This is a genomic window from Brucella pseudogrignonensis (assembly GCF_031454375.1).
Classification (GTDB): domain Bacteria; phylum Pseudomonadota; class Alphaproteobacteria; order Rhizobiales; family Rhizobiaceae; genus Brucella; species Brucella pseudogrignonensis_A.
In genome coordinates, this window is sequence record NZ_JAVDQT010000001.1 from 453,903 (window position 1) to 476,258 (window position 22,356).

The following is a 22,356-nucleotide window of genomic DNA, read 5'->3' on the forward strand; positions in this document are numbered from 1 at the left end:
AACAAGGCTGTGAGTGGCTCTTGTGATGCCACCACCTCATTGATATTGTCCCCAGCTCAATTCCATCATTGTTCATTTCCTGACATTCGGGGATGAGCGCCAAGATGCAGGGCAAGAGCACTTCATGGGCCGCATTCTTTTCGCATTCGCTTTTCTGTTCTTTGCGGTTTCTGCACAGGCGCAGGAAACCAAACCCATGCTGCTGCCTTTGGATAAAGAGCCACTGACTTTCGTCACCTCAGGCGGTGAAGCATCTTTTGCATTGGAAATTGCTGACACTGATGAAGCGCGTATGCGTGGATTAATGTGGCGCACTGATTTCCCAAAAGATCGGGCAATGCTTTTTGTTTTTGGCCAGATGCGCGATGTGATGATGTGGATGCAGAATACGCCATCGCCACTTGATATGGTGTTTCTCGATGATAGCGGCCATGTGTCAGCGATCCACGAAAACGCTGTTCCTTTTTCGGAAGATATTATTTCTTCTCAGGGTCCGGCGGCCTATGTGGTTGAACTTCTGGCCGGGACTGTTAAACGGACCGGTATCAAGCGTGGTGACAGAGCAGTCCACAAAGCGATCTGCGGCGACTGCCGTAGTTAGAGCGCCCGCTCCAACTATTTATTTTTAACATGTCGTTATCGGAAAACCGGTTCCCACTTTTCCGCGACATGTTTTAGCTCTCTCATAAAACCCGCATCTGAAATTCAAAAGGAATAAAAAATTGAGCGCGCTCGACATCGAATATTTCGAACATGATGGTTTGCGTCTGGCTTATCGTCAGGATGGCGAGGGTGATCCGATCCTGCTTATTCATGGTTTTGCTTCGTCAAGTCTGGTCAACTGGGTGTCGCCGGGTTGGTTTCGCACGCTAACCGAGGCTGGTTATCGCGTGATAGCGATTGATAATCGTGGCCACGGCTTTTCTGCCAAGAGCCATGATGCCGCTGATTATACGCCAAGCGCTATGGCAGGTGATGCGGCTGCTCTGCTTGATCATCTTGGCATCGAAAAAGCGCATGTCATGGGGTATTCGATGGGTGCGCGGATCACCGCGTTTTTAGCCGTTGAGCATCCTGAGCGTGTGCATAGCGCTGTTTTCGGTGGCCTCGGTATAGGCATGGTTACGGGTGCTGGCGATTGGGAACCAATTGGTGAAGCGCTTCTTGCGGAAGATCCATCAACCATCACGCATCCGCGTGGATTGATGTTCCGTAAGTTTGCTGATCAGACCAAAAGTGATCGTATTGCGCTTGCAGCTTGTGTCATTACCTCGAAGGAACTGGTTTCCGCCGAGGCAATTGCGCGCATCATGCAGCCTGTTCTTGTCGCCGTGGGTACGACTGACGATATAGCCGGCAGTGCGCAGGAACTGGCCGATATGTTACCAAATGGACAGGCGCTTGACATACCTGATCGTGATCACATGTTGGCGGTAGGCGATAAGGTCTATAAGAAAGGCGTTCTGGCGTTTCTGGAAGAGAACCCTCTATAAGTTTCGACCAAAGCATCAACGAGATTTACGCAGTGTCAACGCGCAGCATTTTGAGATATGTTAACGGCTGAACGCGCATTGCGGTGCAAGTATAGAGCAACGGGAATGCTCAGTGCTTGCGATAAGCAAAATTGGAGTATGCATAATGTCCGTTCGTTCGAACGCAAAATTGTCCCCTTCGCTGGGGCAGGTAGATCCGATCTGGCATTCCATTCGCGCTGAAGCGGAGGAAGCTGCCAAGAATGATCCCGTGCTTGGAACGTTTCTTTACGCGACGATACTCAACCAGACGACGTTGGAAGATGCGGTTATGCATCGCATCGCGGAGCGTCTTGGACATGCTGACTTAAGCGCTGATATTTTGCGTCAGACATTTGACGCGATGTTTGAGGCCACTCCCGATTGGTCTCATATCGTGCGGGTTGATATTCAGGCTTTCTATGATCGCGATCCGGCTTATAGCCGTTTCATGGATTCCATTCTTTATTTGAAGGGATTCCACGCCATCCAGACGCATCGTTTGGCGCATTGGCTTTATAAGGAAGGCCGAAAAGACTTTGCTTATTATCTGCAAAGCCGCTCATCATCGATTTTCCAGACCGACATTCATCCTGCCGCACAATTTGGTAGTGGTCTTTTCCTGGATCATGCGACCGGGCTTGTGGTTGGCGAAACAGCTGTCATCGAAGACAATGTGTCGATTCTGCATGGAGTAACACTCGGTGGTACCGGTAAGGCCAGCGGTGATCGTCATCCAAAGATTCGCCATGGCGTGCTGATTGGCGCGGGCGCGAAGATTCTCGGTAATATCGAAGTTGGTCATTGCTCCAAGATTGCCGCCGGTTCTGTGGTACTCAAGCCAGTGCCGAACAATGCGACGGTAGCTGGTGTTCCTGCAAAGGTTGTCGGCGAGAGTGGGTGTTCTGAGCCATCTCGCGTCATGGACCAGATGCTCAGCGAAGCTGCGTTTGGCGAACATATGTATGGCGAAGGCATATAGGCTTAATCGTTCCGGAATATCATAAAACTGACTGCTTCTGGCTTTTTAACCAGAGCGGACTATATGTCTGAAAAGCTATTCCAACTAACGGTGCATGCGTTCATTCGCGCGTGCGTTAGTGCTTTACATCAAACAATGCCGGGTGCATTACACCGGCCTTAATTCAATATCAGGAGAAGCCGGTTGAAACCCGAAGAACTCAAGAAACTCGACGCATATTTCAAGCGGACTTTTAACAATCCTGGCCTTCAGATTAAGGCACGTCCACGTAAGGACGATTCCGCTGAAGTCTATCTGGATGATGAGTTCCTGGGTCTTGTCTATAAGGATGAAGACGAAGGCGAACTCTCTTATAATTTCTCGATGGCTATTCTCGACGTCGATCTCTGAGATTTTTTGCAATTAGATTAGACGCCCTTTCTGCCTTGCAGAGAGGGCGTTTTTTATTGAAATTCGCATTCCGTTCTTGGGATAAATAGCGCATTCTGCTGCGAAATATCGCAATGGAGGGAAGCTGATGCCAATCTACGTGTATAACGGCCACAAGCCAGAGTTTGCAGACCGTGCGAGTAATTGGATTGCGCCGGACGCGACGCTGATTGGTAAGGTTCTCGTTGGTGAGAATGCTGGCTTCTGGTTTGGTTCCGTTCTGCGCGGCGACAATGAGCCGATTACCGTGGGCGCGAATACCAATGTGCAGGAACATACCATTATGCACACCGATATTGGATTTCCTCTGAGCATTGGAGAAGGCTGCACAATTGGCCATCGTGCGATTCTGCACGGTTGTACGATTGGCAATAATACACTGATCGGGATGGGGGCGATTATTCTGAACGGTGCGAAGATTGGCAATAATTGCCTTATCGGTGCGGGAGCGCTTGTGACCGAAGGCAAGGAGTTTCCAGATAACTCGCTGATTGTTGGCTCGCCAGCACGCGTTATTCGGGAGCTTGATTTTGCGGCGGTGGAAAAACTGAAGCTATCTGCAAAGCATTATGTTGAAAAAGGCCAGTCTTTTATGCGTGGTCTGGAACCGGCATAAAAAAGGAAGGGGAATGACACCCTTCCATTTTTCACAGGGGTATTTCAGCAGGATTAGTTGCGAATGCTGCTGACGAAAGTATCGCCACCATCTTTAATCGACACCCATACGCCGGTGTTCGTTGTCGACTGGCGTTTGAGGTAGGTATAGTCGGTGTCATTCCAGATTCGCACCCGCTGATCGAGATTATCGAGAATGAAGTCACCGCGATCCGTGCGAATCGTCAGAACCGCATGGCCTTCACCATTTGGCTGGCGCACAACTGTCATGAGTAATGTGTTAGCCGGAATACCGAGCGCAATCAGTTCGCGGCGCTTGAGCAGCATATAGTCATCGCAATCACCGGCAGTCGTTGGGTATTCCCAATATTCTTCGTGGCCCCAGACTTCCATGTCAGTGCGCGGAGCGATTCGTTCATTGATGCTGGCGTTGATCGTGACGATCCCCTGCCAAACCTTCTGATTGAGCGTCAGTGGCGCGCTAGTCTTATTCAATATGCTGCATTCAGCAGGATGACGCTCACAAAATTCATAGTGGCCAATCGGCTGCGACGTGCGCTCGCCGGTTGGCATCCAATGCGATTTAGACGCGGGGTTGGCTGCTTGTGCAAAGGCAGTTCCCAGCATCAGCATCAGGACTGCGATGATTGTCTGCTTTGTCATTCTTTTGTCTCCCTGTTGGAAACAAGAATGCGTGCAAGACTTTGAGAGTGGGAAAATTCAGACGCGAAAATGCGAATCTAATTTGAATAAAACTGAACTGAACGCAGCAAGGTTTTGTTCAGAAATAGCGTATTTCAGCTAATATTAGCATGATTTATGGCCTTTTGATGCTCAAAAGGGCCTGAAGTGCTCTTTGCGAATCCGTAACCTTAGTGCGCGTTTACCTTTTGATTTGCGCCAATTCAGGCTTTGCCGCCGGTGATGACGCGTAGCTGCGGCATATCACGGCTGGGCACAGGCGCTGCCCAGCGTTGCCGTCCGTTGGTCGCCGTCATCGTAATGGCAGAGGACTTACGCTCCTCTTGTGCAACAAGCAAATCAGGAGCCAGCGGTTCGATTCGGTTGAGATTGCCGAGCACGATTGGATCCGTACCGGCCCATGCGATATCATTCAGCACGGAGATGCTGCCAAGCAGGTTCAATCTGCCATCATCGCTGATTGAAAGCGGCGCCAGCAGCATTTCAAATGACAGACTGCGCCCCAAAAGACTAATGCCGTCATTGTGGCTTAATGCTGGAACGAGAAATTCATTGATGTTTCTCGTCAACTCATGAAGGGCAGGGCGATTACGCTCCGGCCAGAGAGCTAAAAAACGGGTCGTTTTAAGCTCGCGCCCGAACAGAGTGCAGATTCGGGTGCCCGCGAGGCGAAAGATCAGCTGCCCTGTTTCATCTTCTTCCAGAAAGAATAGATCAGACAAATGCCGTCCGAGTTTGCGCGGCTGAATAGATTCGCGCGAGGGCGCTTGAAGGCTACCGCTCTGGCTGAGTGCCAGTCGCTGCCATTCGCTGAAAATTGCGATCGTGCTGCGGTTTTTCATCTTGCGCTGCTTATTGCTCGTCTGGGTTTGCGGGCTTTGCCCATCGCTCAGCGCATTAAAATAGTATTAACAGCAGGGACGCCAGCTTAACCCTTTCTTCATCCACGAGGGATGTCTGTTAAGGTTAACAGGAAGTAATAGTTGCAAAGATCCTATGATAGCGCTTTGATGGGCTATCAGAAGAAGCCATTGTCTTGGTTGGCTTTTTCCTGATCTCCAGATTCCGTCTCGCAATGCTTCAACATTTGCGACAAGGCTGTACGGTTCAATCCGGCGGCCTTTATTTTTAACGAATTGTCACTTATCTAGAATCATTATTCGGAAGATTTTTAGCTGGAAAGCGGCGGTTCATGAGCATACCTCAGCCTGATATGCGGGAAAATTCGCACTCCTCTCGTGGAGGAGAGCCGATATTCAACATACCGGGCGTCGTGTTGGCATTGATGGCCATTTGCGCCGGCGTTTATATTTATCAGAACTACATTATCAGCGAGCAGCAGAACTATGCCTTCATGCTGAACTTCGCACTGATTCCCGCGCGGTTCTCTCTCGCGGGTGGTTTCACTGATCCAGCAGCCCTGTTCACGCTCATCAGCTATTCTTTTATGCACGGCGGATTGGCGCATATAGCAGTGAATATGATCTGGTTTGCAGCTTTCGGTTCTCCGCTTGCAGGCCGTATCGGCACCGGACGGATGATTATCTTTTGGATTCTTACTTCTGTGGTCGCTGGATTGACCCATTATGCGATTTACCCTGAGAGCGTGACCCCGCTCGTCGGTGCCTCTGGTGCGATTTCGGGCATGATGGGTGCTGCTGCGCGTTACGGCTTTCGCCGAGTAGGTCATGGACGCAAATCTGAATTTGCAGGGCCCGTCTTACCGATTGGTCTCACTTTGACTTTGAAGCCCGTGCTGACTTTTGTTGGCGTTTGGTTCCTGATCAATATTGTCACGGGGCTTTATTCGACAGGCGGTGCGGATCTCTCGGGAATCGCATGGGAAGCGCATATCGGCGGATTCGTTGCAGGCTTTTTCGGCATTGCCTTGCTGGATAAGCCACGCAGTTACGACGCAGTTATCAGACGCAGAGGTTAACTCTCCCTATTTCGCACGCTTGCAAAGCGGAGCATCAAAGCGCACCATTATGGGAACGCAGCTGGAGGAGCTGCGTTAGAATCATGCAGCAATGCTGCTGATTGGATTGCTGAACCTTGGGAGGGACTTTGGCATGACTGTTAGATCGATTCTTGAAACCAAGGGCAGGGAAGTCGTTGTCATCAGGCCAGATGATACGCTTGCACACGCCATTGCCATTCTTGCCCAATATAAAATCGGCGCGATTGTTGCCTGCGACGCCGAAGGCCATATCAAAGGCATTCTTTCTGAGCGTGACGTTGTTCGTGCAATGGCGACGATGGATGCGGAAATATGGAATCGTCCAGTTTCGGACTTTATGACGGCACAAGTGCAGGTATGCCGCGAGCATCACACGATCAATCAGGTGATGGAAATTATGACGAATAACCGCTTCCGCCATATGCCGGTTGAAGAAAACGGTAAACTTGCGGGAATCATTTCAATCGGTGACGTTGTGAAGCGGCGTATCGAGGATGTTGAGCAAGAAGCAGAAGATATCCGCAGCTATATCGCAACCGCCTAAATCAAAATCTGGAGCGTGAAAAACGCTCCAGATATTAGATTTTGTAGATTCGTCAGGCAGAGCGACGGGTGCGCAGGTAGCGCTCGGCTGCATAAAGCGAAATTGCAGCGGCATTCGAGACGTTGAGCGATTTGATTTCGCCCGGCATGTCGAGACGTGCCAGTGCTGTAACGGTTTCGCGGGTTTTCTGGCGAAGGCCTTTACCTTCTGCGCCGAGAACAAGCGCCACACGATCACTGTTCAGCGTCGCTTCCATTTCATTTGGTCCTTCAGAATCAAGACCAATGGTCATGAAGCCAAGGGAATGAAGCTCTTCGATTGCATCTGCGAGATTACGTACTTCGATATGCGGAATAATTTCCAGTGCACCGGATGCCGCTTTCGCTAAAACGCCGCTTTCTTGCGGGCTGTGGCGGCTTGTCGTGATGATTGCACCTGCACCAAACGCCACAGCGGAACGGATGATTGCGCCAACATTGTGTGGATCGGTAACCTGATCAAGCACCAGAAGAAGTGGGCTGTCTTTCAGTTCAGAGAGCTTTTTATGACGAAGCGGTTCTGCTTCAATCATAACGCCCTGATGCACGGCATCTGAACCTGTTTCCTTGTCGATCTCTTTTGGTTCGACGATTTCAACAGGGAAGGACTGGTTTTCAGCTTCGCCAATTTCGAGGCGAGCGAAGCCATTGCGTGTGGCGCGCATGCGCAAAATCTTACGCGCGGGATTCTCTACTGCTGCGCGTACAGTATGCAGGCCGTAAAGACGGACTGTACCATCGCTCACGCGACCAGCAGGGATTGGTGCGCGCTGCGGTCTGTGTGGTGCTTTGCCTTCAGATACAGCTTTCTGGTCGCGATGTTCGCGACGCAGGCGTGCATAGTGAGAATCTTTTGGGGTGTGGGAAGAGTTTTTATCGTTCATGAGGCGCTTATATCCTGTCCACAACAGGGAAGATAGCATGTGCGATTTTATTTAAGGCAAGAAATAATTGTTCGCTAAGGGCGTGAAATCCCGGTTTCGTGCGGTTCTGGGCCATCTTCTATCTATGGATATGTGCAAGCTGTGGAAAGTTCTGCATTCTTTTCACTTTTACCCTGTTGACAGGAGCGACGCATATCGGCATAAGCCCCCTCGCAGAACGACGGTACGGCCCAAACGGGCAGCCAGACATTCTGCACAAAATGCCTAGTTACTCGACTCTGCTGATAGTGATATTAGGAGGAATGCCCGAGCGGTTAAAGGGGACGGACTGTAAATCCGTTGGCTAAGCCTACGTTGGTTCAAATCCAACTTCCTCCACCACTGTCGGATTAGAGTTTAGAGTATGCGGGTATAGCTCAATGGTAGAGCAGCAGCCTTCCAAGCTGAATACACGGGTTCGATTCCCGTTACCCGCTCCAGTTTTTGTGAGCGGATAGGCGTAAGGTATCATCGACGGGCGGTTCGCCGTTCCGTTTTAGCATAAATGTCGGCCTGGTGGTCTGTAAGGCTTTCAGGCGGGCGCTCGAGCGGTTCTAGGATAAAGAGAACAACGGCGATGGCAAAAAGCAAGTTTGAACGTAATAAACCACACGTAAACATCGGCACCATTGGTCACGTTGACCATGGCAAGACCTCGCTGACCGCAGCGATCACCAAGTTCTTTGGTGAATTCAAGGCATACGACCAGATCGATGCTGCGCCAGAAGAACGCGCTCGTGGTATCACCATTTCGACGGCACACGTTGAATACGAAACCCCTGCACGTCACTACGCACACGTCGACTGCCCAGGCCACGCTGACTATGTTAAGAATATGATCACCGGTGCTGCTCAGATGGACGGCGCGATCCTCGTTGTTTCGGCAGCTGATGGTCCAATGCCACAGACCCGTGAGCACATCCTGCTCGCTCGTCAGGTTGGCGTTCCTGCGATCGTTGTGTTCCTGAACAAGTGCGATCAGGTTGACGATGCTGAACTTCTCGAACTCGTAGAACTCGAAGTTCGTGAACTTCTCTCGAAGTACGACTTCCCAGGCGACGAAGTGCCAATCATCAAGGGTTCGGCTCTTGCAGCTCTCGAAGATTCCTCGAAGGAACTCGGCGAAGACGCAATTCGCAACCTGATGGACGCTGTTGACACCTACATCCCAACTCCAGAACGTCCAGTTGACCAGCCATTCCTGATGCCAATCGAAGACGTTTTCTCGATCTCGGGTCGTGGTACTGTTGTTACCGGTCGCGTTGAGCGCGGTATCATTAAGGTTGGCGAAGAAGTCGAAATCGTCGGCATCAAGGCAACTGGCAAGACGACTGTTACCGGCGTTGAAATGTTCCGCAAGCTGCTCGATCAGGGCCAGGCTGGCGACAACATCGGCGCACTGGTTCGCGGCGTTGGTCGTGAAGACGTTGAGCGTGGTCAGGTTCTCTGCAAGCCAGGTTCGGTTAAGCCACACACCAAGTTCAAGGCAGAAGCATACATTCTGACCAAGGACGAAGGTGGCCGTCATACACCATTCTTCACCAACTACCGTCCACAGTTCTACTTCCGTACAACTGACGTTACCGGTGTTGTTACCCTGCCAGAAGGCGTGGAAATGGTTATGCCAGGCGACAACGTAACTGTTGACGTAACGCTGATCGTACCGATTGCGATGGAAGACAAGCTTCGCTTCGCTATCCGTGAAGGTGGCCGTACCGTTGGTGCAGGCATCGTCGCTTCGATCATCGAGTAAAGAATTTGACTGGCGGTTCTGCCGCCAGTCTGGCACACTTAGTGCCAAATAGGGGTATAGCTCAGTTGGTAGAGCGACGGTCTCCAAAACCGTAGGCCGCGGGTTCGAGCCCTGCTGCCCCTGCCATTTAAAACGAGTACTCATGGCTTGACTATGAGTGCTCGTTTTTTGTATTTTAACGCAGCGTTTTCGCTGACTGATCTGATGGGCGCTTTTTGCTTATAGCTGCTAAGTCAGATATCGATAACTTTCCGCCGACTTGATGATCGGGCAGGGGAGGTCGCTGTGGTACGATTGAATGGTGCTGCAAGCGATGTTCGTATGGATCGGATTTCCGATAAGCCTGTATGGTATTCTTTTAACTATTGGGCTTGTTTTTTTGGGGAATCGATTCTATGTAACGTCAACAGACACGCGGTGCGTGGGGCTGAATCTTCAGCTTTGCGTACCGTATACGCGTGGGTTCCTGTTTTTGATTCGTTTTTCGCTTCAAAGATGGTGGTTCACCAAGCAAGTAGAGTGACAGATGGCATCTAAGACGAATCCGATCACCTTTTTCCAGCAGGTTCGCGCCGAAACGGCGAAAGTAACCTGGCCGACACGGCGTGAAACGATCATCTCCACAATCATGGTTGTGGTTATGGCCTTTTTGGCTGCTACTTTCTTTTTTCTTGCCGATCAGCTTATGGCCTATGGCGTAGAACTTATTCTTGGCCTTGGCCGCTAAGCAGGATTGGGGAGTTTTGAGATGACAGCGCGCTGGTACATCGTTCACGCCTATTCCAACTTCGAAAAGAAGGTGGCTGAAGATATCGAGCTGAAAGCTGCTCAGAAGGGTCTTTCTGGACTTATCGAGCAGATCGTTGTTCCGACCGAGAAGGTTGTTGAAGTTCGCCGCGGCCGTAAGGTTGATGCTGAGCGCAAATTCTTCCCGGGTTACGTTCTGGTTCAGGCGACGCTGACTGATGCTGTGTTTTCGCTGATTAAGAATACGCCGCGTGTTACGGGTTTCCTCGGTGATTCAAAGCCGGTTCCTGTTTCGCAGAAGGAAGTCGATCTTATCTTGAACCAGGTTCAGGATGGTGCAGAGCGTCCAAAGACCTCTATCACTTTCGAGATCGGCGAAAATGTTCGCGTTTCCGATGGTCCGTTTGCTTCGTTTAACGGTATCGTTCAGGAAGTTGACGAAGAGCGCGCGCGCCTCAAGGTTGAAGTTTCCATCTTCGGGCGTGCGACGCCTGTGGATCTTGAATACAGTCAGGTCGATAAGGTCTGATTGTTACCCGAAAGGGTTTTCGTCGTAAGTGACGAGAAATGGTGGGAGGATAGGCGGCTTAGCCGGTTGCCGATTTCGCACCACCGAACTGCCAGTCAGTTTAACTGACGTCAGTCGAGAGCCGGGTTTCCGGCATTAATCGAGAACGCTGGGTCTCCAGCATTTATATGAAGGCAGAATGCAATGGCTAAGAAAATTGCAGGCCAGTTGAAGCTGCAGGTTGCAGCGGCTTCGGCCACCCCATCGCCTCCGATTGGTCCAGCTTTGGGTCAGCGCGGCATCAACATCATGGAATTCTGTAAGGCATTTAATGCTGCCACACAGGAAATGGAAAAAGGTTCGCCTGTTCCAGTCGTGATCACATATTACCAGGATAAGTCTTTCACTTTTGTGATGAAGACGCCTCCTGTGTCTTATTTCCTTAAGAAGGCTGCGAACCTTAAGTCTGGTTCGAAGGCTCCTGGCAAGGAAAAGGCCGGCACGATTGCGCGCGACAAGGTTCGCGAAATCGCTTTGGCTAAGATGAAAGATCTGAACGCATCTGACGTTGAAGCAGCTATGCGTATGATCGAAGGTTCTGCCCGTTCGATGGGCCTGGAAGTGGTGGGCTAAGACGATGGCAAAGATTTCCAAGCGTGTAGCTAAAATCCGCGAAGGCGTTGACGTCAACAAGCTTTACGACCTGTCCGATGCAATCGGCCTGGTTAAGGAACGCGCTGTTGCAAAGTTCGACGAAACCATCGAAATCGCAATGAACCTCGGCGTTGACCCACGTCATGCTGACCAGATGGTTCGTGGCGTTGTCAACCTTCCAAACGGCACTGGCCGTACCGTTCGCGTTGCAGTTTTTGCACGTGGCGACAAGGCTGAAGAAGCTAAGAAGGCTGGCGCTGATATCGTTGGTGCAGAAGACCTGTTTGAAATCGTCAATGGCGGCAAGATTGAATTCGATCGCTGCATTGCGACACCAGACATGATGCCACTCGTTGGTCGTCTTGGTAAGGTTCTCGGCCCACGCGGCATGATGCCAAACCCTAAGGTTGGTACTGTGACCGTTGACGTTGCAGCTGCTGTTACCGCTTCTAAGGGCGGCGCAGTTGAGTTCCGCGTCGAAAAGGCTGGTATCATCCACGCTGGCATTGGCAAGGTTTCGTTCGACAATCAGAAGCTTGAAGAGAACATCAAAGCTTTTGCTGATGCGGTCATCAAGGCAAAGCCTTCAGCTGCAAAGGGCGAATACGTTAAGCGCGTATCCATCTCTTCGAGCATGGGCGTTGGCGTTAAGGTCGACCCGGCAACAGTTAAGGTCGTTGCTTAATTTCTGGGCTCCGGTTCGCCGGAGCCTGTACCTCTCGTGAGGGGAGGTTGGTCGCGCTACCGGACTGTGAAAGCAGTCGAATGTGCACAAATTCCGGATCGCAAGATCCGGATAGCCGGACGAAAGTCCGGTTATCCTGTCCGAGATTGCAGGCGGATATTCATCTTCTGATGATTGTCCTTAAACATATAGCCTGCATGAGACGTGGAATAACCCTGTTTCGCACGAAAGTGCATGCGAGGTTTGAACCGTAGTTGCCTTTGAGTGTAGTCCGCTTTGCGGGTGAAGCTGAAGGGGACAGGATCCTCGAACGTCAGATGCGCCGCAAGGCAAGTCTGGCAAAGGCAACCCGACAGGGCCAAACTGGTCCTGTCTACTGGAGAGACACAGTGGATAGAGCGGAAAAACGCGAATTTGTCGCGTGGCTGAACGGCGCTTTCAAAGAGTCCGGTTCGGTCGTCGTGGCCCACTATACCGGTCTCACCGTTGCGCAGATGAGCGATCTTCGTTCCAAGATGCGTGACGCTGGTGGCACCGTTAAAGTCGCGAAAAACCGCCTTGCCAAAATCGCTCTTCAGGGCACGGAATCGGAAGGCATTTCAGACCTATTCGTAGGTCAGACGGTCGTTGCATATGCAGACGATCCGATTGCTGCACCGAAAGTAGCCGTCGAGTTCGCTAAGACTAACGACAAGCTCGTTATTCTTGGTGGTTCAATGGGCGCAACAACACTTAACGCCGATGGCGTAAAGTCGCTTGCTTCGCTCCCATCGCTCGACGAACTGCGCGCAAAGCTGGTTGGAATGATCCAAACCCCAGCTCAGCGTCTTGCAGTACTTACCAGCGCTCCAGCGGGCCAGATCGCTCGCGTTATTGGTGCGCACGCCCGGAAGAACGAGGCGGCTTAAGGCCGTTTCTCATTTCAAACAGTTCAAACCTTAAACTAAGGAAATACCAAAATGGCTGATCTCGCAAAGATCGTTGAAGACCTTTCGGCTCTGACAGTTCTCGAAGCTGCTGAGCTTTCGAAGCTTCTCGAAGAAAAGTGGGGCGTTTCTGCTGCTGCTCCTGTAGCTGTTGCTGCTGCTGCTGGTGCACCAGCTGCTGCTGCTGAAGAAAAGACCGAGTTTGACGTTGTTCTCGCAGACGGCGGCGCAAACAAGATCAACGTGATCAAGGAAGTTCGCGCGATCACCGGTCTCGGCCTCAAGGAAGCTAAGGACCTCGTTGAAGCAGCTCCTAAGGCTGTCAAGGAAGGCGCTTCCAAGGACGAAGCTGAAAAGATCAAGGCACAGCTCGAAGCAGCTGGCGCTAAGGTTGAACTTAAGTAAGTTCTTTATTCTGGCGGACGGAAACGTCCGCCAGTTTAATCCTTATTAAACTCTGGGCTTGCATCTGGAGTAAATGCATGAAAAGAAACGAAAAGCGCGGAAATAGGTTCTCTTTATGCAAATCATAGTCGGAGCGATTTTAGTTACTACGTTCTGATCTTTTTGAACCCTTTTTCTGATGGTCTCGGCTGAGGCTTTCAGGAAACGGGTTTAGCCCGTTAGAAGGACCGCCGAAAGGCGGCGCACGATAAAGGCCGCAAGGCGTGAGCAAGCCGCAAGGCTATAGAACGAGGAGCGACGATGGCTCAGACCCATTCTTTCAATGGTCGCAAGCGCGTACGCAAATTTTTCGGTAAGATTCCCGAGGTCGCGGAAATGCCTAACCTCATTGAGGTTCAGAAGGCATCCTACGATCAGTTTCTCATGGTTGAGGAACCAGCTGGTGGGCGTTCTGACGAGGGTTTGCAGGCCGTTTTCAAGTCTGTTTTCCCTATTCAGGATTTCTCCGGCTCTTCAATGCTCGAATTCGTTCGCTACGAATTCGACGCACCAAAATTCGACGTTGACGAATGCCGTCAGCGCGATTTGACGTATTCGGCACCTCTTAAGGTGACGCTGCGTCTGATCGTGTTCGATATTGATGAAGATACCGGCGCGAAGTCCATCAAGGACATCAAGGAGCAGGACGTTTACATGGGCGATATGCCGCTCATGACAGACAACGGCACCTTCATCGTCAATGGTACGGAGCGTGTTATCGTTTCGCAGATGCACCGTTCGCCGGGCGTATTCTTCGATCACGACAAGGGTAAGACGCATTCCTCGGGCAAGCTTCTGTTTGCTGCTCGCGTTATTCCTTATCGCGGTTCGTGGCTTGACATCGAATTCGATGCTAAGGACGTAGTCTATGCGCGTATCGATCGTCGCCGTAAGCTTCCAGCTACGACGCTTTTGATGGCGCTTGGCATGGACGGTGAAGAAATTCTGTCGACGTTCTATAACACTGTCACCTATTCGCGTGACGGTGATAACTGGCGCATTCCTTATTCGGTCGAACGCTTCAAGGGCATGAAGGTCATTTCTGATCTTATCGATGCTGACACAGGTGAAGTTGTTCTCGAAGCAGGTAAGAAGCTGACCGCTCGCTCTGCGAAGCAGCTTGCTGAAAAGGGCCTGAAGTTCATCAAGGCAACTGAAGACGATCTCTTTGGTGCGTACCTTGCTGAAGATACCGTCAATTACGCTACCGGTGAGATTTATCTCGAAGCCGGTGACGAAATTGATGAGAAGGTTCTCAAGACTCTTCTCGACACAGGTGCAAACGAGATCAACGTTCTCGATATCGATCATATCAATATCGGTGCGTATATCCGTAACACGCTGTCGGTCGATAAGAACGAAAGCCGTCAGGAAGCACTGTTCGACATCTATCGCGTTATGCGTCCAGGTGAACCACCGACAATGGACTCGGCAGAGGCCATGTTCAACTCGCTGTTCTTCGATTCGGAACGCTACGACCTTTCCGCTGTTGGTCGCGTGAAGATGAACATGCGTCTTGATCTCGATGCAGAAGACACCGTGCGCGTTCTGCGCAAGGAAGACATTCTTGCTGTCGTCAAGATGCTGGTAGAACTGCGTGATGGTCGCGGCGAAATCGATGATATCGATAACCTCGGTAACCGTCGTGTGCGTTCGGTCGGCGAACTGATGGAAAATCAGTACCGCGTCGGTCTTCTGCGTATGGAACGTGCGATCAAGGAACGTATGTCCTCGATCGAAATCGACACGGTCATGCCGCAGGATCTGATCAACGCTAAGCCTGCTGCTGCAGCTGTGCGTGAATTCTTCGGCTCCTCGCAGCTGTCGCAGTTCATGGATCAGACCAACCCGCTTTCGGAAATCACCCACAAGCGCCGTCTTTCGGCTCTTGGACCTGGCGGTTTGACCCGTGAGCGCGCTGGCTTCGAAGTCCGCGACGTGCATCCAACGCATTATGGCCGTATCTGCCCGATTGAAACGCCGGAAGGTCCGAATATCGGTCTGATCAACTCGCTCGCAACCTTTGCTCGCGTCAACAAGTACGGCTTCATCGAAAGCCCGTATCGTAAAGTTGTCGATGGCAAGGTAACGCTCGACGTCGTCTATCTTTCGGCCATGGAAGAAGCAAAGCACTCGGTTGCTCAGGCAAACGTAGAGCTCGATGCAAATGGCAGCTTCGTTGACGAATTCGTCATCTGCCGTCATGCAGGCGAAGTGATGATGACCCCGCGTGAAAACGTGGATCTGATGGACGTTTCGCCAAAGCAGCTCGTTTCGGTTGCAGCAGCGCTTATTCCATTCCTTGAAAACGACGATGCGAACCGCGCTCTCATGGGCTCGAACATGCAGCGTCAGGCTGTTCCACTCGTCCGTGCAGAAGCACCGTTCGTTGGAACAGGTATGGAAGCAGTTGTTGCGCGTGACTCCGGTGCCGCTATTGCCGCTCGTCGCGGTGGTATCGTCGATCAGGTTGACGCAACACGTATCGTTATCCGCGCTACCGAAGACCTCGATCCATCGAAATCTGGCGTTGATATCTATCGTCTGCAGAAGTTCCAGCGTTCGAACCAGTCGACCTGTATCAATCAGCGTCCGCTTGTACGCGTTGGTGATCCAATCGGTAAGGGCGACATCATTGCTGATGGTCCGTCAACTGATCTTGGTGATCTGGCTCTTGGACGTAACGTGCTCGTCGCGTTCATGCCTTGGAATGGCTACAACTACGAAGATTCGATCCTTCTTTCTGAAAAGATCGTTTCGGAAGACGTCTTCACTTCGATCCATATCGAAGAATTTGAAGTAGCTGCTCGCGATACCAAGCTTGGACCTGAGGAAATCACCCGCGATATTCCGAATGTTTCGGAAGAAGCGCTGAAGAACCTCGACGAAGCTGGTATTGTCTACATCGGTGCGGAAGTGCATCCTGGCGACATTCTTGTCGGCAAGATCACACCGAAGGGCGAAAGCCCAATGACGCCGGAAGAAAAGCTTCTGCGCGCCATCTTCGGTGAAAAGGCTTCTGACGTCCGTGACACCTCGATGCGTATGCCTCCGGGAACATACGGTACCATTGTTGAAGTTCGTGTATTCAACCGCCACGGCGTTGAAAAAGACGAACGTGCAATGGCGATTGAGCGTGAAGAAATCGAACGTCTTGCGAAGGACCGTGACGACGAACAAGCTATTCTCGACCGTAACGTTTACGGCCGTCTCGTTGATATGATCGACGGTAAGGTTGCTGCTGCAGGCCCTAAGGGCTTCAAGAAGGGCACAACTATTACCCGTGATCTGATCACTGAGTATCCGCGTTCGCAGTGGTGGCAGTTTGCTGTCGAAGACGAAAAGCATCAGGGCGAACTCGAAGCTCTGCGTGGCCAGTACGACGAATCCAAGAAGCTGCTCGAAGCTCGCTTCATGGATAAGGTCGAAAAGGTACAGCGCGGCGACGAGATGCCTCCAGGCGTCATGAAGATGGTTAAGGTCTTTGTTGCTGTGAAGCGCAAGATCCAGCCAGGCGACAAGATGGCTGGCCGTCACGGCAACAAGGGTGTGGTTTCCCGCATTCTGCCTGTCGAAGACATGCCATTCCTCGAAGACGGTACGCATGCTGATATCGTGTTGAACCCGCTTGGTGTTCCAAGCCGTATGAATGTGGGCCAGATTCTGGAAACACATCTTGGTTGGGCATGCGCAGGCATGGGTAAGAAGATCGGTGAGCTGATCGACGTTTATCGCAAGACGGCAAATATTCAGCCGCTGCGCGATACTCTGGAGCACATCTATCCGGACAATGACCGCAATGAACCTGTCCGTTCGTATGACGACGATTCCGTCCTCATGCTGGCAAATCAGGTGAAGCGCGGCGTATCGATCGCAACGCCGGTATTCGACGGTGCGGTTGAAGCTGACATCAATGCGATGTTGACAGATGCAGGTCTTGCGACCTCGGGTCAGTCGACACTGTATGATGGACGTACGGGTGAGCCGTTCGACCGTCAGGTGACCATGGGCTACATTTACATGCTCAAGCTTCACCATCTGGTTGACGACAAGATCCACGCTCGTTCTATCGGACCTTACTCGCTCGTCACCCAGCAGCCGCTTGGTGGTAAGGCGCAGTTCGGTGGTCAGCGCTTCGGTGAAATGGAGGTCTGGGCTCTGGAAGCATACGGTGCGGCTTACACGCTGCAGGAAATGCTTACAGTCAAGTCCGACGACGTTGCAGGCCGTACCAAGGTCTACGAAGCCATCGTTCGTGGCGACGATACGTTTGAAGCCGGTATTCCGGAAAGCTTCAACGTTCTCGTTAAGGAAATGCGTTCGCTCGGTCTCAATGTTGAGCTGGACGATACACGTGACGAGCAGCCGGCACTTCCGGACGCGGCGGAATAAAAAGCATCAAGGCGCGCCATGGTTCTGCCGTGGCGCGCCCGTAAGGTGTTTCCAGCAAAAGCGTAAAGCGATTTGTGTGAACGAAATGCCAAACGGAATGCGCAGTTAACACTGCGAAATACCGCGATTTCTTTTCAAGACGGCAGGGACTTTCAGCCTGTTGTCGACGACACACAGGGCGGCGGATCGCCCTCAAGGAGAACGGCATGAACCAAGAGGTCATGAATCTTTTCAATCCTCAGGCTCCGGCACAGACGTTCGATTCCATTAGAATCTCGATTGCCAGCCCTGAGAAGATTCTGTCCTGGTCATACGGCGAGATCAAGAAGCCAGAGACCATCAACTATCGTACGTTCAAGCCTGAACGCGATGGTCTTTTCTGCGCGCGTATCTTTGGCCCGATCAAGGATTATGAATGCTTGTGCGGCAAGTACAAGCGTATGAAATACAAAGGCATCATCTGCGAAAAGTGCGGCGTTGAAGTTACGCTGTCACGCGTTCGTCGTGAGCGCATGGGCCATATCGAGCTCGCAGCACCTGTTGCCCATATCTGGTTCTTGAAGTCGCTGCCATCGCGCATCGGTACGCTTCTCGACATGACGCTCAAGGATATTGAGCGCGTTCTGTATTTCGAAAACTACATCGTTACCGAACCAGGTCTGACTTCCCTGAAGGAGCATCAGCTTCTTTCGGAAGAAGAATATATGATTGCCGTCGATGAATTCGGCGAAGATCAGTTCACGGCCCTGATTGGTGCAGAAGCTATCTTTGAACTTCTGGCTTCGATGGATCTTCCGAACATCGCTGCAGACCTGCGCGTTGATCTGGCAGAAACCACATCGGAACTGAAGACCAAGAAGCTGATGAAGCGTCTCAAGATCGTTGAGAACTTCATGGAATCTGGCAACCGTCCTGAGTGGATGATCATGAAGATCGTTCCGGTTATTCCACCGGATCTGCGTCCTCTGGTTCCTCTCGATGGCGGTCGTTTTGCTACGTCCGATCTTAACGACCTTTACCGTCGTGTGATCAACCGTAACAACCGCCTTAAGCGTCTGATTGAACTGCGCGCTCCTGGCATCATTATCCGTAACGAAAAGCGTATGTTGCAGGAAGCTGTTGACGCGCTGTTCGATAACGGCCGTCGTGGCCGCGTCATCACCGGTGCTAACAAGCGTCCGCTGAAGTCGCTCTCCGACATGCTCAAGGGTAAGCAGGGTCGTTTCCGTCAGAACCTTCTCGGTAAGCGCGTCGACTATTCGGGTCGTTCGGTTATCGTGACTGGTCCTGAATTGAAGCTTCACCAGTGCGGCCTGCCAAAGAAGATGGCGCTCGAACTGTTCAAGCCATTCATTTATGCACGTCTTGATGCGAAGGGTTATTCCTCGACCGTTAAGCAGGCGAAGAAGCTGGTTGAAAAGGAACGTCCAGAAGTTTGGGATATCCTTGACGAAGTGATCCGTGAGCATCCGGTTCTTCTGAACCGTGCGCCTACGCTGCACCGTCTTGGCATTCAGGCATTCGAACCCACGCTGATCGAAGGCAAGGCCATTCAGCTGCATCCGCTCGTCTGTACAGCGTTCAACGCTGACTTTGACGGCGATCAGATGGCTGTTCACGTTCCGCTGTCGCTTGAAGCTCAGCTTGAAGCACGCGTGCTGATGATGTCGACTAACAACATCCTGCACCCAGCAAACGGCGCGCCGATCATCGTTCCTTCGCAGGACATGGTTCTTGGCCTCTATTATCTGTCGATTGTGGCAGACAAAGAGCCGGGCGAGGGCATGATTTTTGCCGATATGGGCGAACTTCAGCATGCGCTTGAAAACAAGGTTGTCACGCTTCACACGAAGATCAAGGGCCGTTTCAAGACTGTCGATGAAAATGGAAACCCAGTTTCCAAGGTTTACGACACGACGCCTGGCCGTATGATTACGGGTGAACTGCTTCCGAAGAATGCAAACGTATCTTTCGATATCTGCAATCAGGAAATGACGAAGAAGAACATCTCCAAGATGATCGATCACGTCTATCGCCATTGCGGTCAGAAAGAGACGGTCATTTTCTGCGATCGCATCATGCAGCTTGGCTTTGCCCATGCATGTCGCGCCGGTATTTCGTTCGGTAAGGATGACATGGTCATTCCTGATGCGAAGGTAAAGATCGTTGCAGAAACTGAAGCACTGACCACAGAATATGAACAGCAGTACAATGACGGCCTGATCACTCAGGGCGAAAAGTACAACAAGGTTGTTGATGCCTGGGGTAAGGCGACTGACAAGATCACCGAAGAAATGATGGCCCGCATTAAGGCTGTCGAGTTCGATCCGGTGACTGGCCGTCAGAAGCAGATGAACTCGGTTTACATGATGTCGCATTCGGGTGCCCGTGGTTCGGTCAACCAGATGCGTCAGCTTGGCGGTATGCGCGGTCTTATGGCCAAGCCGTCGGGTGAAATCATCGAAACCCCGATCATCTCGAACTTTAAAGAAGGTCTGACCGTTAACGAGTACTTCAACTCGACACACGGTGCCCGTAAGGGTCTTGCTGATACTGCTTTGAAGACCGCTAACTCGGGTTACCTGACACGCCGTCTCGTTGACGTTGCACAGGACGCGATCATTTCGGAAGTCGATTGCGGCGCCGAAATTGGTCTCACCATGCAGCCAATCGTCGATGCTGGTCAGATCGTTGCACCAATTGGTCAGCGCGTTCTGGGTCGTACGGCTCTTGATCCGATCATCAACCCAGCAACCGGCGATGTCATCGTTGAAGCTGGCCGCATGATCGATGAAAAGGACGTCGAAGTTATCGAGAAGGTTGGCATTCAGTCGATCCGCATTCGTTCGGCTCTGACATGTCAAACCCGTAACGGCGTTTGCGCCAAGTGCTATGGTCGTGACCTTGCACGTGGTACGCCAGTTAACCAGGGTGAAGCTGTTGGCGTTATCGCTGCGCAGTCGATCGGTGAGCCGGGCACTCAGCTGACCATGCGTACGTTCCACCTTGGTGGTACGGCTCAGGTTGTTGATAGCTCGTATCTCGAAGCATCGTATGAAGGCACCGTTAAGCTGCGTAACCGCAATGTGGTTCGCAACACTGATGGCAACCTCGTTGTCATGGGCCGTAACATGGCGGTTCTGATTGTTGATGCGACTGGCAAGGAACGTGCCGTTCACCGTGTAACTTACGGTTCGCGTCTGTTCGTTGACGAAGGCGATACAGTGAAGCGCGGTCAGCGTATTGCTGAATGGGATCCGTACACCCGTCCAATCCTTACGGAAGTGGAAGGCTACGTCGAGTTCGAAGATCTCGTCGATGGTCTCTCGGTTTCGGAAACAGCGGACGAGTCGACCGGTATCACCAAGCGCGTGATCATCGACTGGCGTTCGACACCACGCGGTGCCGATCTCAAGCCTGCTATGGTCATCAAGGATAAGAGCGGCAAGATCCAGAAGCTGTCGAAGGGTGGCGAAGCTCGCTTCCTGCTGTCAGTTGAAACGATCCTTTCGTTCGAGCCGGGTGCTCATGTGAATGCTGGTGACGTTATTGCGCGTCTGCCGATGGAAAGTGCGAAGACCAAGGATATTACCGGTGGTCTGCCGCGCGTTGCGGAACTGTTCGAAGCTCGTCGTCCGAAGGACCATGCCGTCATCGCAGAGATCGATGGTACCGTCCGCTTCGGTCGCGATTACAAGAACAAGCGTCGCATCATCATCGAGCCAAACGACGATACGATCGAGCCTGTTGAGTATCTGATCCCTAAGGGCAAGCCGTTCCATCTTCAGGACGGTGACGTTATCGAAAAGGGTGAATACATCCTCGACGGTAATCCAGCTCCGCACGACATTCTGGCGATCAAGGGCGTTGAAGCACTTGCTTCTTACCTCGTGAACGAAATCCAGGAAGTCTATCGTCTTCAGGGCGTTTTGATCAACGACAAGCACATCGAAGTGATTGTTCGTCAGATGCTCCAGAAGATCGAGATCACGGAGTCGGGTGACACAGGTTATCTCGTTGGTGACCATGTCGACCGTATCGAACTTGATGAAGTCAACGATCGTCTGATCGAAGAAGGTAAGAAGCCAGGTTCGGGTAATCCGGTTCTGCTTGGTATTACCAAGGCTTCGTTGCAGACACCGTCGTTCATTTCGGCAGCGTCGTTCCAGGAAACCACTCGCGTTCTCACCGAAGCCGCAGTTGCCGGCAAGATGGATACGCTACAGGGTCTCAAGGAAAACGTTATCGTCGGTCGTCTCATCCCGGCTGGTACGGGTGGCATGACCAACCAGATCCGTCGCATTGCAACAGCGCGCGACGATCTGATTATCGACGAGCGCCGCAAGTCGACTGGTTCGTCGGACGCAAATGCGATGCTGGCAGACATGACCAACAGCGCAGCCGAATAAGGCATGTTGTTAGAGAAATAAAAAAGGCCGCCTTTCGAGGCGGCCTTTTTAGTTTTATTGAAGCATTTACGAGATAATTTTGTGTAGTGATAACTAGCCACGAGACACTAGAGGTAGGTATTCATTCAAATCGT

General features: G+C 51.7%; 19 protein-coding genes and 3 tRNA genes. 19 read left to right on the forward strand and 3 right to left on the reverse strand.

Translation table 11 applies throughout. The features are described 5' to 3' along the window. Nucleotides 1-124: 124 nt before the first annotated feature. The 5 genes from J2782_RS02150 (at nucleotide 125) to J2782_RS02170 (ending at nucleotide 3,538) form a co-directional block, all read left to right on the forward strand. Nucleotides 125-601: a DUF192 domain-containing protein gene (locus tag J2782_RS02150; RefSeq protein ID WP_310009949.1), complete on the forward strand. Its 477-nt coding sequence runs from the start codon at nucleotides 125-127 to the stop codon at nucleotides 599-601. Between the two features lie 121 nt (nucleotides 602-722). Continuing rightward, the gene (locus J2782_RS02155; RefSeq protein WP_310009950.1) at nucleotides 723-1,493 is read left to right on the forward strand and encodes an alpha/beta fold hydrolase; all 771 of its coding nucleotides are present in this window, start codon (nucleotides 723-725) and stop codon (nucleotides 1,491-1,493) included. 145 nt (nucleotides 1,494-1,638) lie between these two features. Further along, the gene (gene cysE / locus J2782_RS02160) at nucleotides 1,639-2,493 is read left to right on the forward strand and encodes a serine O-acetyltransferase (RefSeq protein WP_310009951.1); all 855 of its coding nucleotides are present in this window, start codon (nucleotides 1,639-1,641) and stop codon (nucleotides 2,491-2,493) included. Nucleotides 2,494-2,676: 183 nt separating this feature from the next. Beyond that, nucleotides 2,677-2,883, forward strand: a complete 207-nt coding sequence (locus J2782_RS02165) for a DUF3126 family protein (protein WP_095446832.1) — start codon at nucleotides 2,677-2,679, stop codon at nucleotides 2,881-2,883. A 127-nt stretch (nucleotides 2,884-3,010) separates the two neighbouring features. Further along, entirely contained in the window at nucleotides 3,011-3,538 is a 528-nt protein-coding gene (locus J2782_RS02170) for a gamma carbonic anhydrase family protein (protein WP_250044590.1), read from the forward strand. Between the two features lie 53 nt (nucleotides 3,539-3,591). Here the strand turns inward: J2782_RS02170 and J2782_RS02175 are convergent, their stop codons facing one another. Together J2782_RS02175 and J2782_RS02180 are read right to left on the reverse strand one after the other, a co-directional pair. Then, the gene (locus J2782_RS02175) at nucleotides 3,592-4,200 is read right to left on the reverse strand and encodes a transglutaminase-like cysteine peptidase (protein WP_310009952.1); all 609 of its coding nucleotides are present in this window, start codon (nucleotides 4,198-4,200) and stop codon (nucleotides 3,592-3,594) included. Between the two features lie 242 nt (nucleotides 4,201-4,442). After that, entirely contained in the window at nucleotides 4,443-5,081 is a 639-nt protein-coding gene (locus tag J2782_RS02180) for a PAS domain-containing protein (protein WP_310009953.1), read from the reverse strand. Between the two features lie 350 nt (nucleotides 5,082-5,431). Here J2782_RS02180 and J2782_RS02185 point away from each other — a divergent pair, with 350 nt between their 5' ends. After that, a complete protein-coding gene (locus J2782_RS02185) occupies nucleotides 5,432-6,178 on the forward strand; it encodes a rhomboid family intramembrane serine protease (protein ID WP_310009954.1) in 747 nt (248 codons plus the stop codon). Between the two features lie 133 nt (nucleotides 6,179-6,311). Then, nucleotides 6,312-6,743: a CBS domain-containing protein gene (locus J2782_RS02190; protein ID WP_310009955.1), complete on the forward strand. Its 432-nt coding sequence runs from the start codon at nucleotides 6,312-6,314 to the stop codon at nucleotides 6,741-6,743. 52 nt (nucleotides 6,744-6,795) lie between these two features. Here the strand turns inward: J2782_RS02190 and rlmB are convergent, their stop codons facing one another. After that, nucleotides 6,796-7,665, reverse strand: coding sequence for a 23S rRNA (guanosine(2251)-2'-O)-methyltransferase RlmB (rlmB, locus tag J2782_RS02195; protein ID WP_310009956.1), 870 nt, complete (start codon nucleotides 7,663-7,665; stop codon nucleotides 6,796-6,798). A gap of 296 nt (nucleotides 7,666-7,961) precedes the next feature. Between rlmB and J2782_RS02200 the strand changes: the two genes are divergently transcribed. The 12 genes from J2782_RS02200 to rpoC all read left to right on the forward strand — a co-directional run bounded on the left by J2782_RS02200 (nucleotide 7,962) and on the right by rpoC (nucleotide 22,222). Next, nucleotides 7,962-8,046, forward strand: a tRNA-Tyr gene (locus tag J2782_RS02200). Nucleotides 8,047-8,070: 24 nt separating this feature from the next. Further along, nucleotides 8,071-8,144 (forward strand) — tRNA-Gly (locus tag J2782_RS02205). A gap of 137 nt (nucleotides 8,145-8,281) precedes the next feature. Continuing rightward, nucleotides 8,282-9,457 (forward strand): elongation factor Tu, encoded by a 1,176-nt coding sequence (tuf, locus tag J2782_RS02210; RefSeq protein ID WP_310009957.1) that lies wholly within the window; start codon nucleotides 8,282-8,284, stop codon nucleotides 9,455-9,457. A 50-nt stretch (nucleotides 9,458-9,507) separates the two neighbouring features. After that, nucleotides 9,508-9,583 (forward strand) — tRNA-Trp (locus tag J2782_RS02215). A 400-nt stretch (nucleotides 9,584-9,983) separates the two neighbouring features. Further along, complete coding sequence (gene secE, locus J2782_RS02220) at nucleotides 9,984-10,184, forward strand: preprotein translocase subunit SecE (protein WP_250044717.1); 201 nt, start codon at nucleotides 9,984-9,986, stop codon at nucleotides 10,182-10,184. Between the two features lie 21 nt (nucleotides 10,185-10,205). Next, a complete protein-coding gene (gene nusG / locus J2782_RS02225; protein WP_250044718.1) occupies nucleotides 10,206-10,733 on the forward strand; it encodes a transcription termination/antitermination protein NusG in 528 nt (175 codons plus the stop codon). A 183-nt stretch (nucleotides 10,734-10,916) separates the two neighbouring features. Continuing rightward, on the forward strand, nucleotides 10,917-11,345 hold the full coding sequence (rplK, locus tag J2782_RS02230; RefSeq protein WP_250044719.1) for a 50S ribosomal protein L11: 429 nt from the start codon (nucleotides 10,917-10,919) through the stop codon (nucleotides 11,343-11,345). 4 nt (nucleotides 11,346-11,349) lie between these two features. Then, the gene (gene rplA / locus J2782_RS02235) at nucleotides 11,350-12,051 is read left to right on the forward strand and encodes a 50S ribosomal protein L1 (RefSeq protein WP_250044720.1); all 702 of its coding nucleotides are present in this window, start codon (nucleotides 11,350-11,352) and stop codon (nucleotides 12,049-12,051) included. A 389-nt stretch (nucleotides 12,052-12,440) separates the two neighbouring features. Further along, the gene (gene rplJ, locus J2782_RS02240; RefSeq protein ID WP_250044736.1) at nucleotides 12,441-12,959 is read left to right on the forward strand and encodes a 50S ribosomal protein L10; all 519 of its coding nucleotides are present in this window, start codon (nucleotides 12,441-12,443) and stop codon (nucleotides 12,957-12,959) included. Nucleotides 12,960-13,010: 51 nt separating this feature from the next. After that, complete coding sequence (rplL, locus tag J2782_RS02245; protein ID WP_250044721.1) at nucleotides 13,011-13,382, forward strand: 50S ribosomal protein L7/L12; 372 nt, start codon at nucleotides 13,011-13,013, stop codon at nucleotides 13,380-13,382. 300 nt (nucleotides 13,383-13,682) lie between these two features. Beyond that, nucleotides 13,683-17,813: a DNA-directed RNA polymerase subunit beta gene (gene rpoB, locus J2782_RS02250; protein ID WP_310009958.1), complete on the forward strand. Its 4,131-nt coding sequence runs from the start codon at nucleotides 13,683-13,685 to the stop codon at nucleotides 17,811-17,813. Nucleotides 17,814-18,019: 206 nt separating this feature from the next. Then, complete coding sequence (rpoC, locus tag J2782_RS02255) at nucleotides 18,020-22,222, forward strand: DNA-directed RNA polymerase subunit beta' (RefSeq protein WP_310009959.1); 4,203 nt, start codon at nucleotides 18,020-18,022, stop codon at nucleotides 22,220-22,222. The last annotated feature ends 134 nt before the right edge of the window (nucleotides 22,223-22,356 follow it).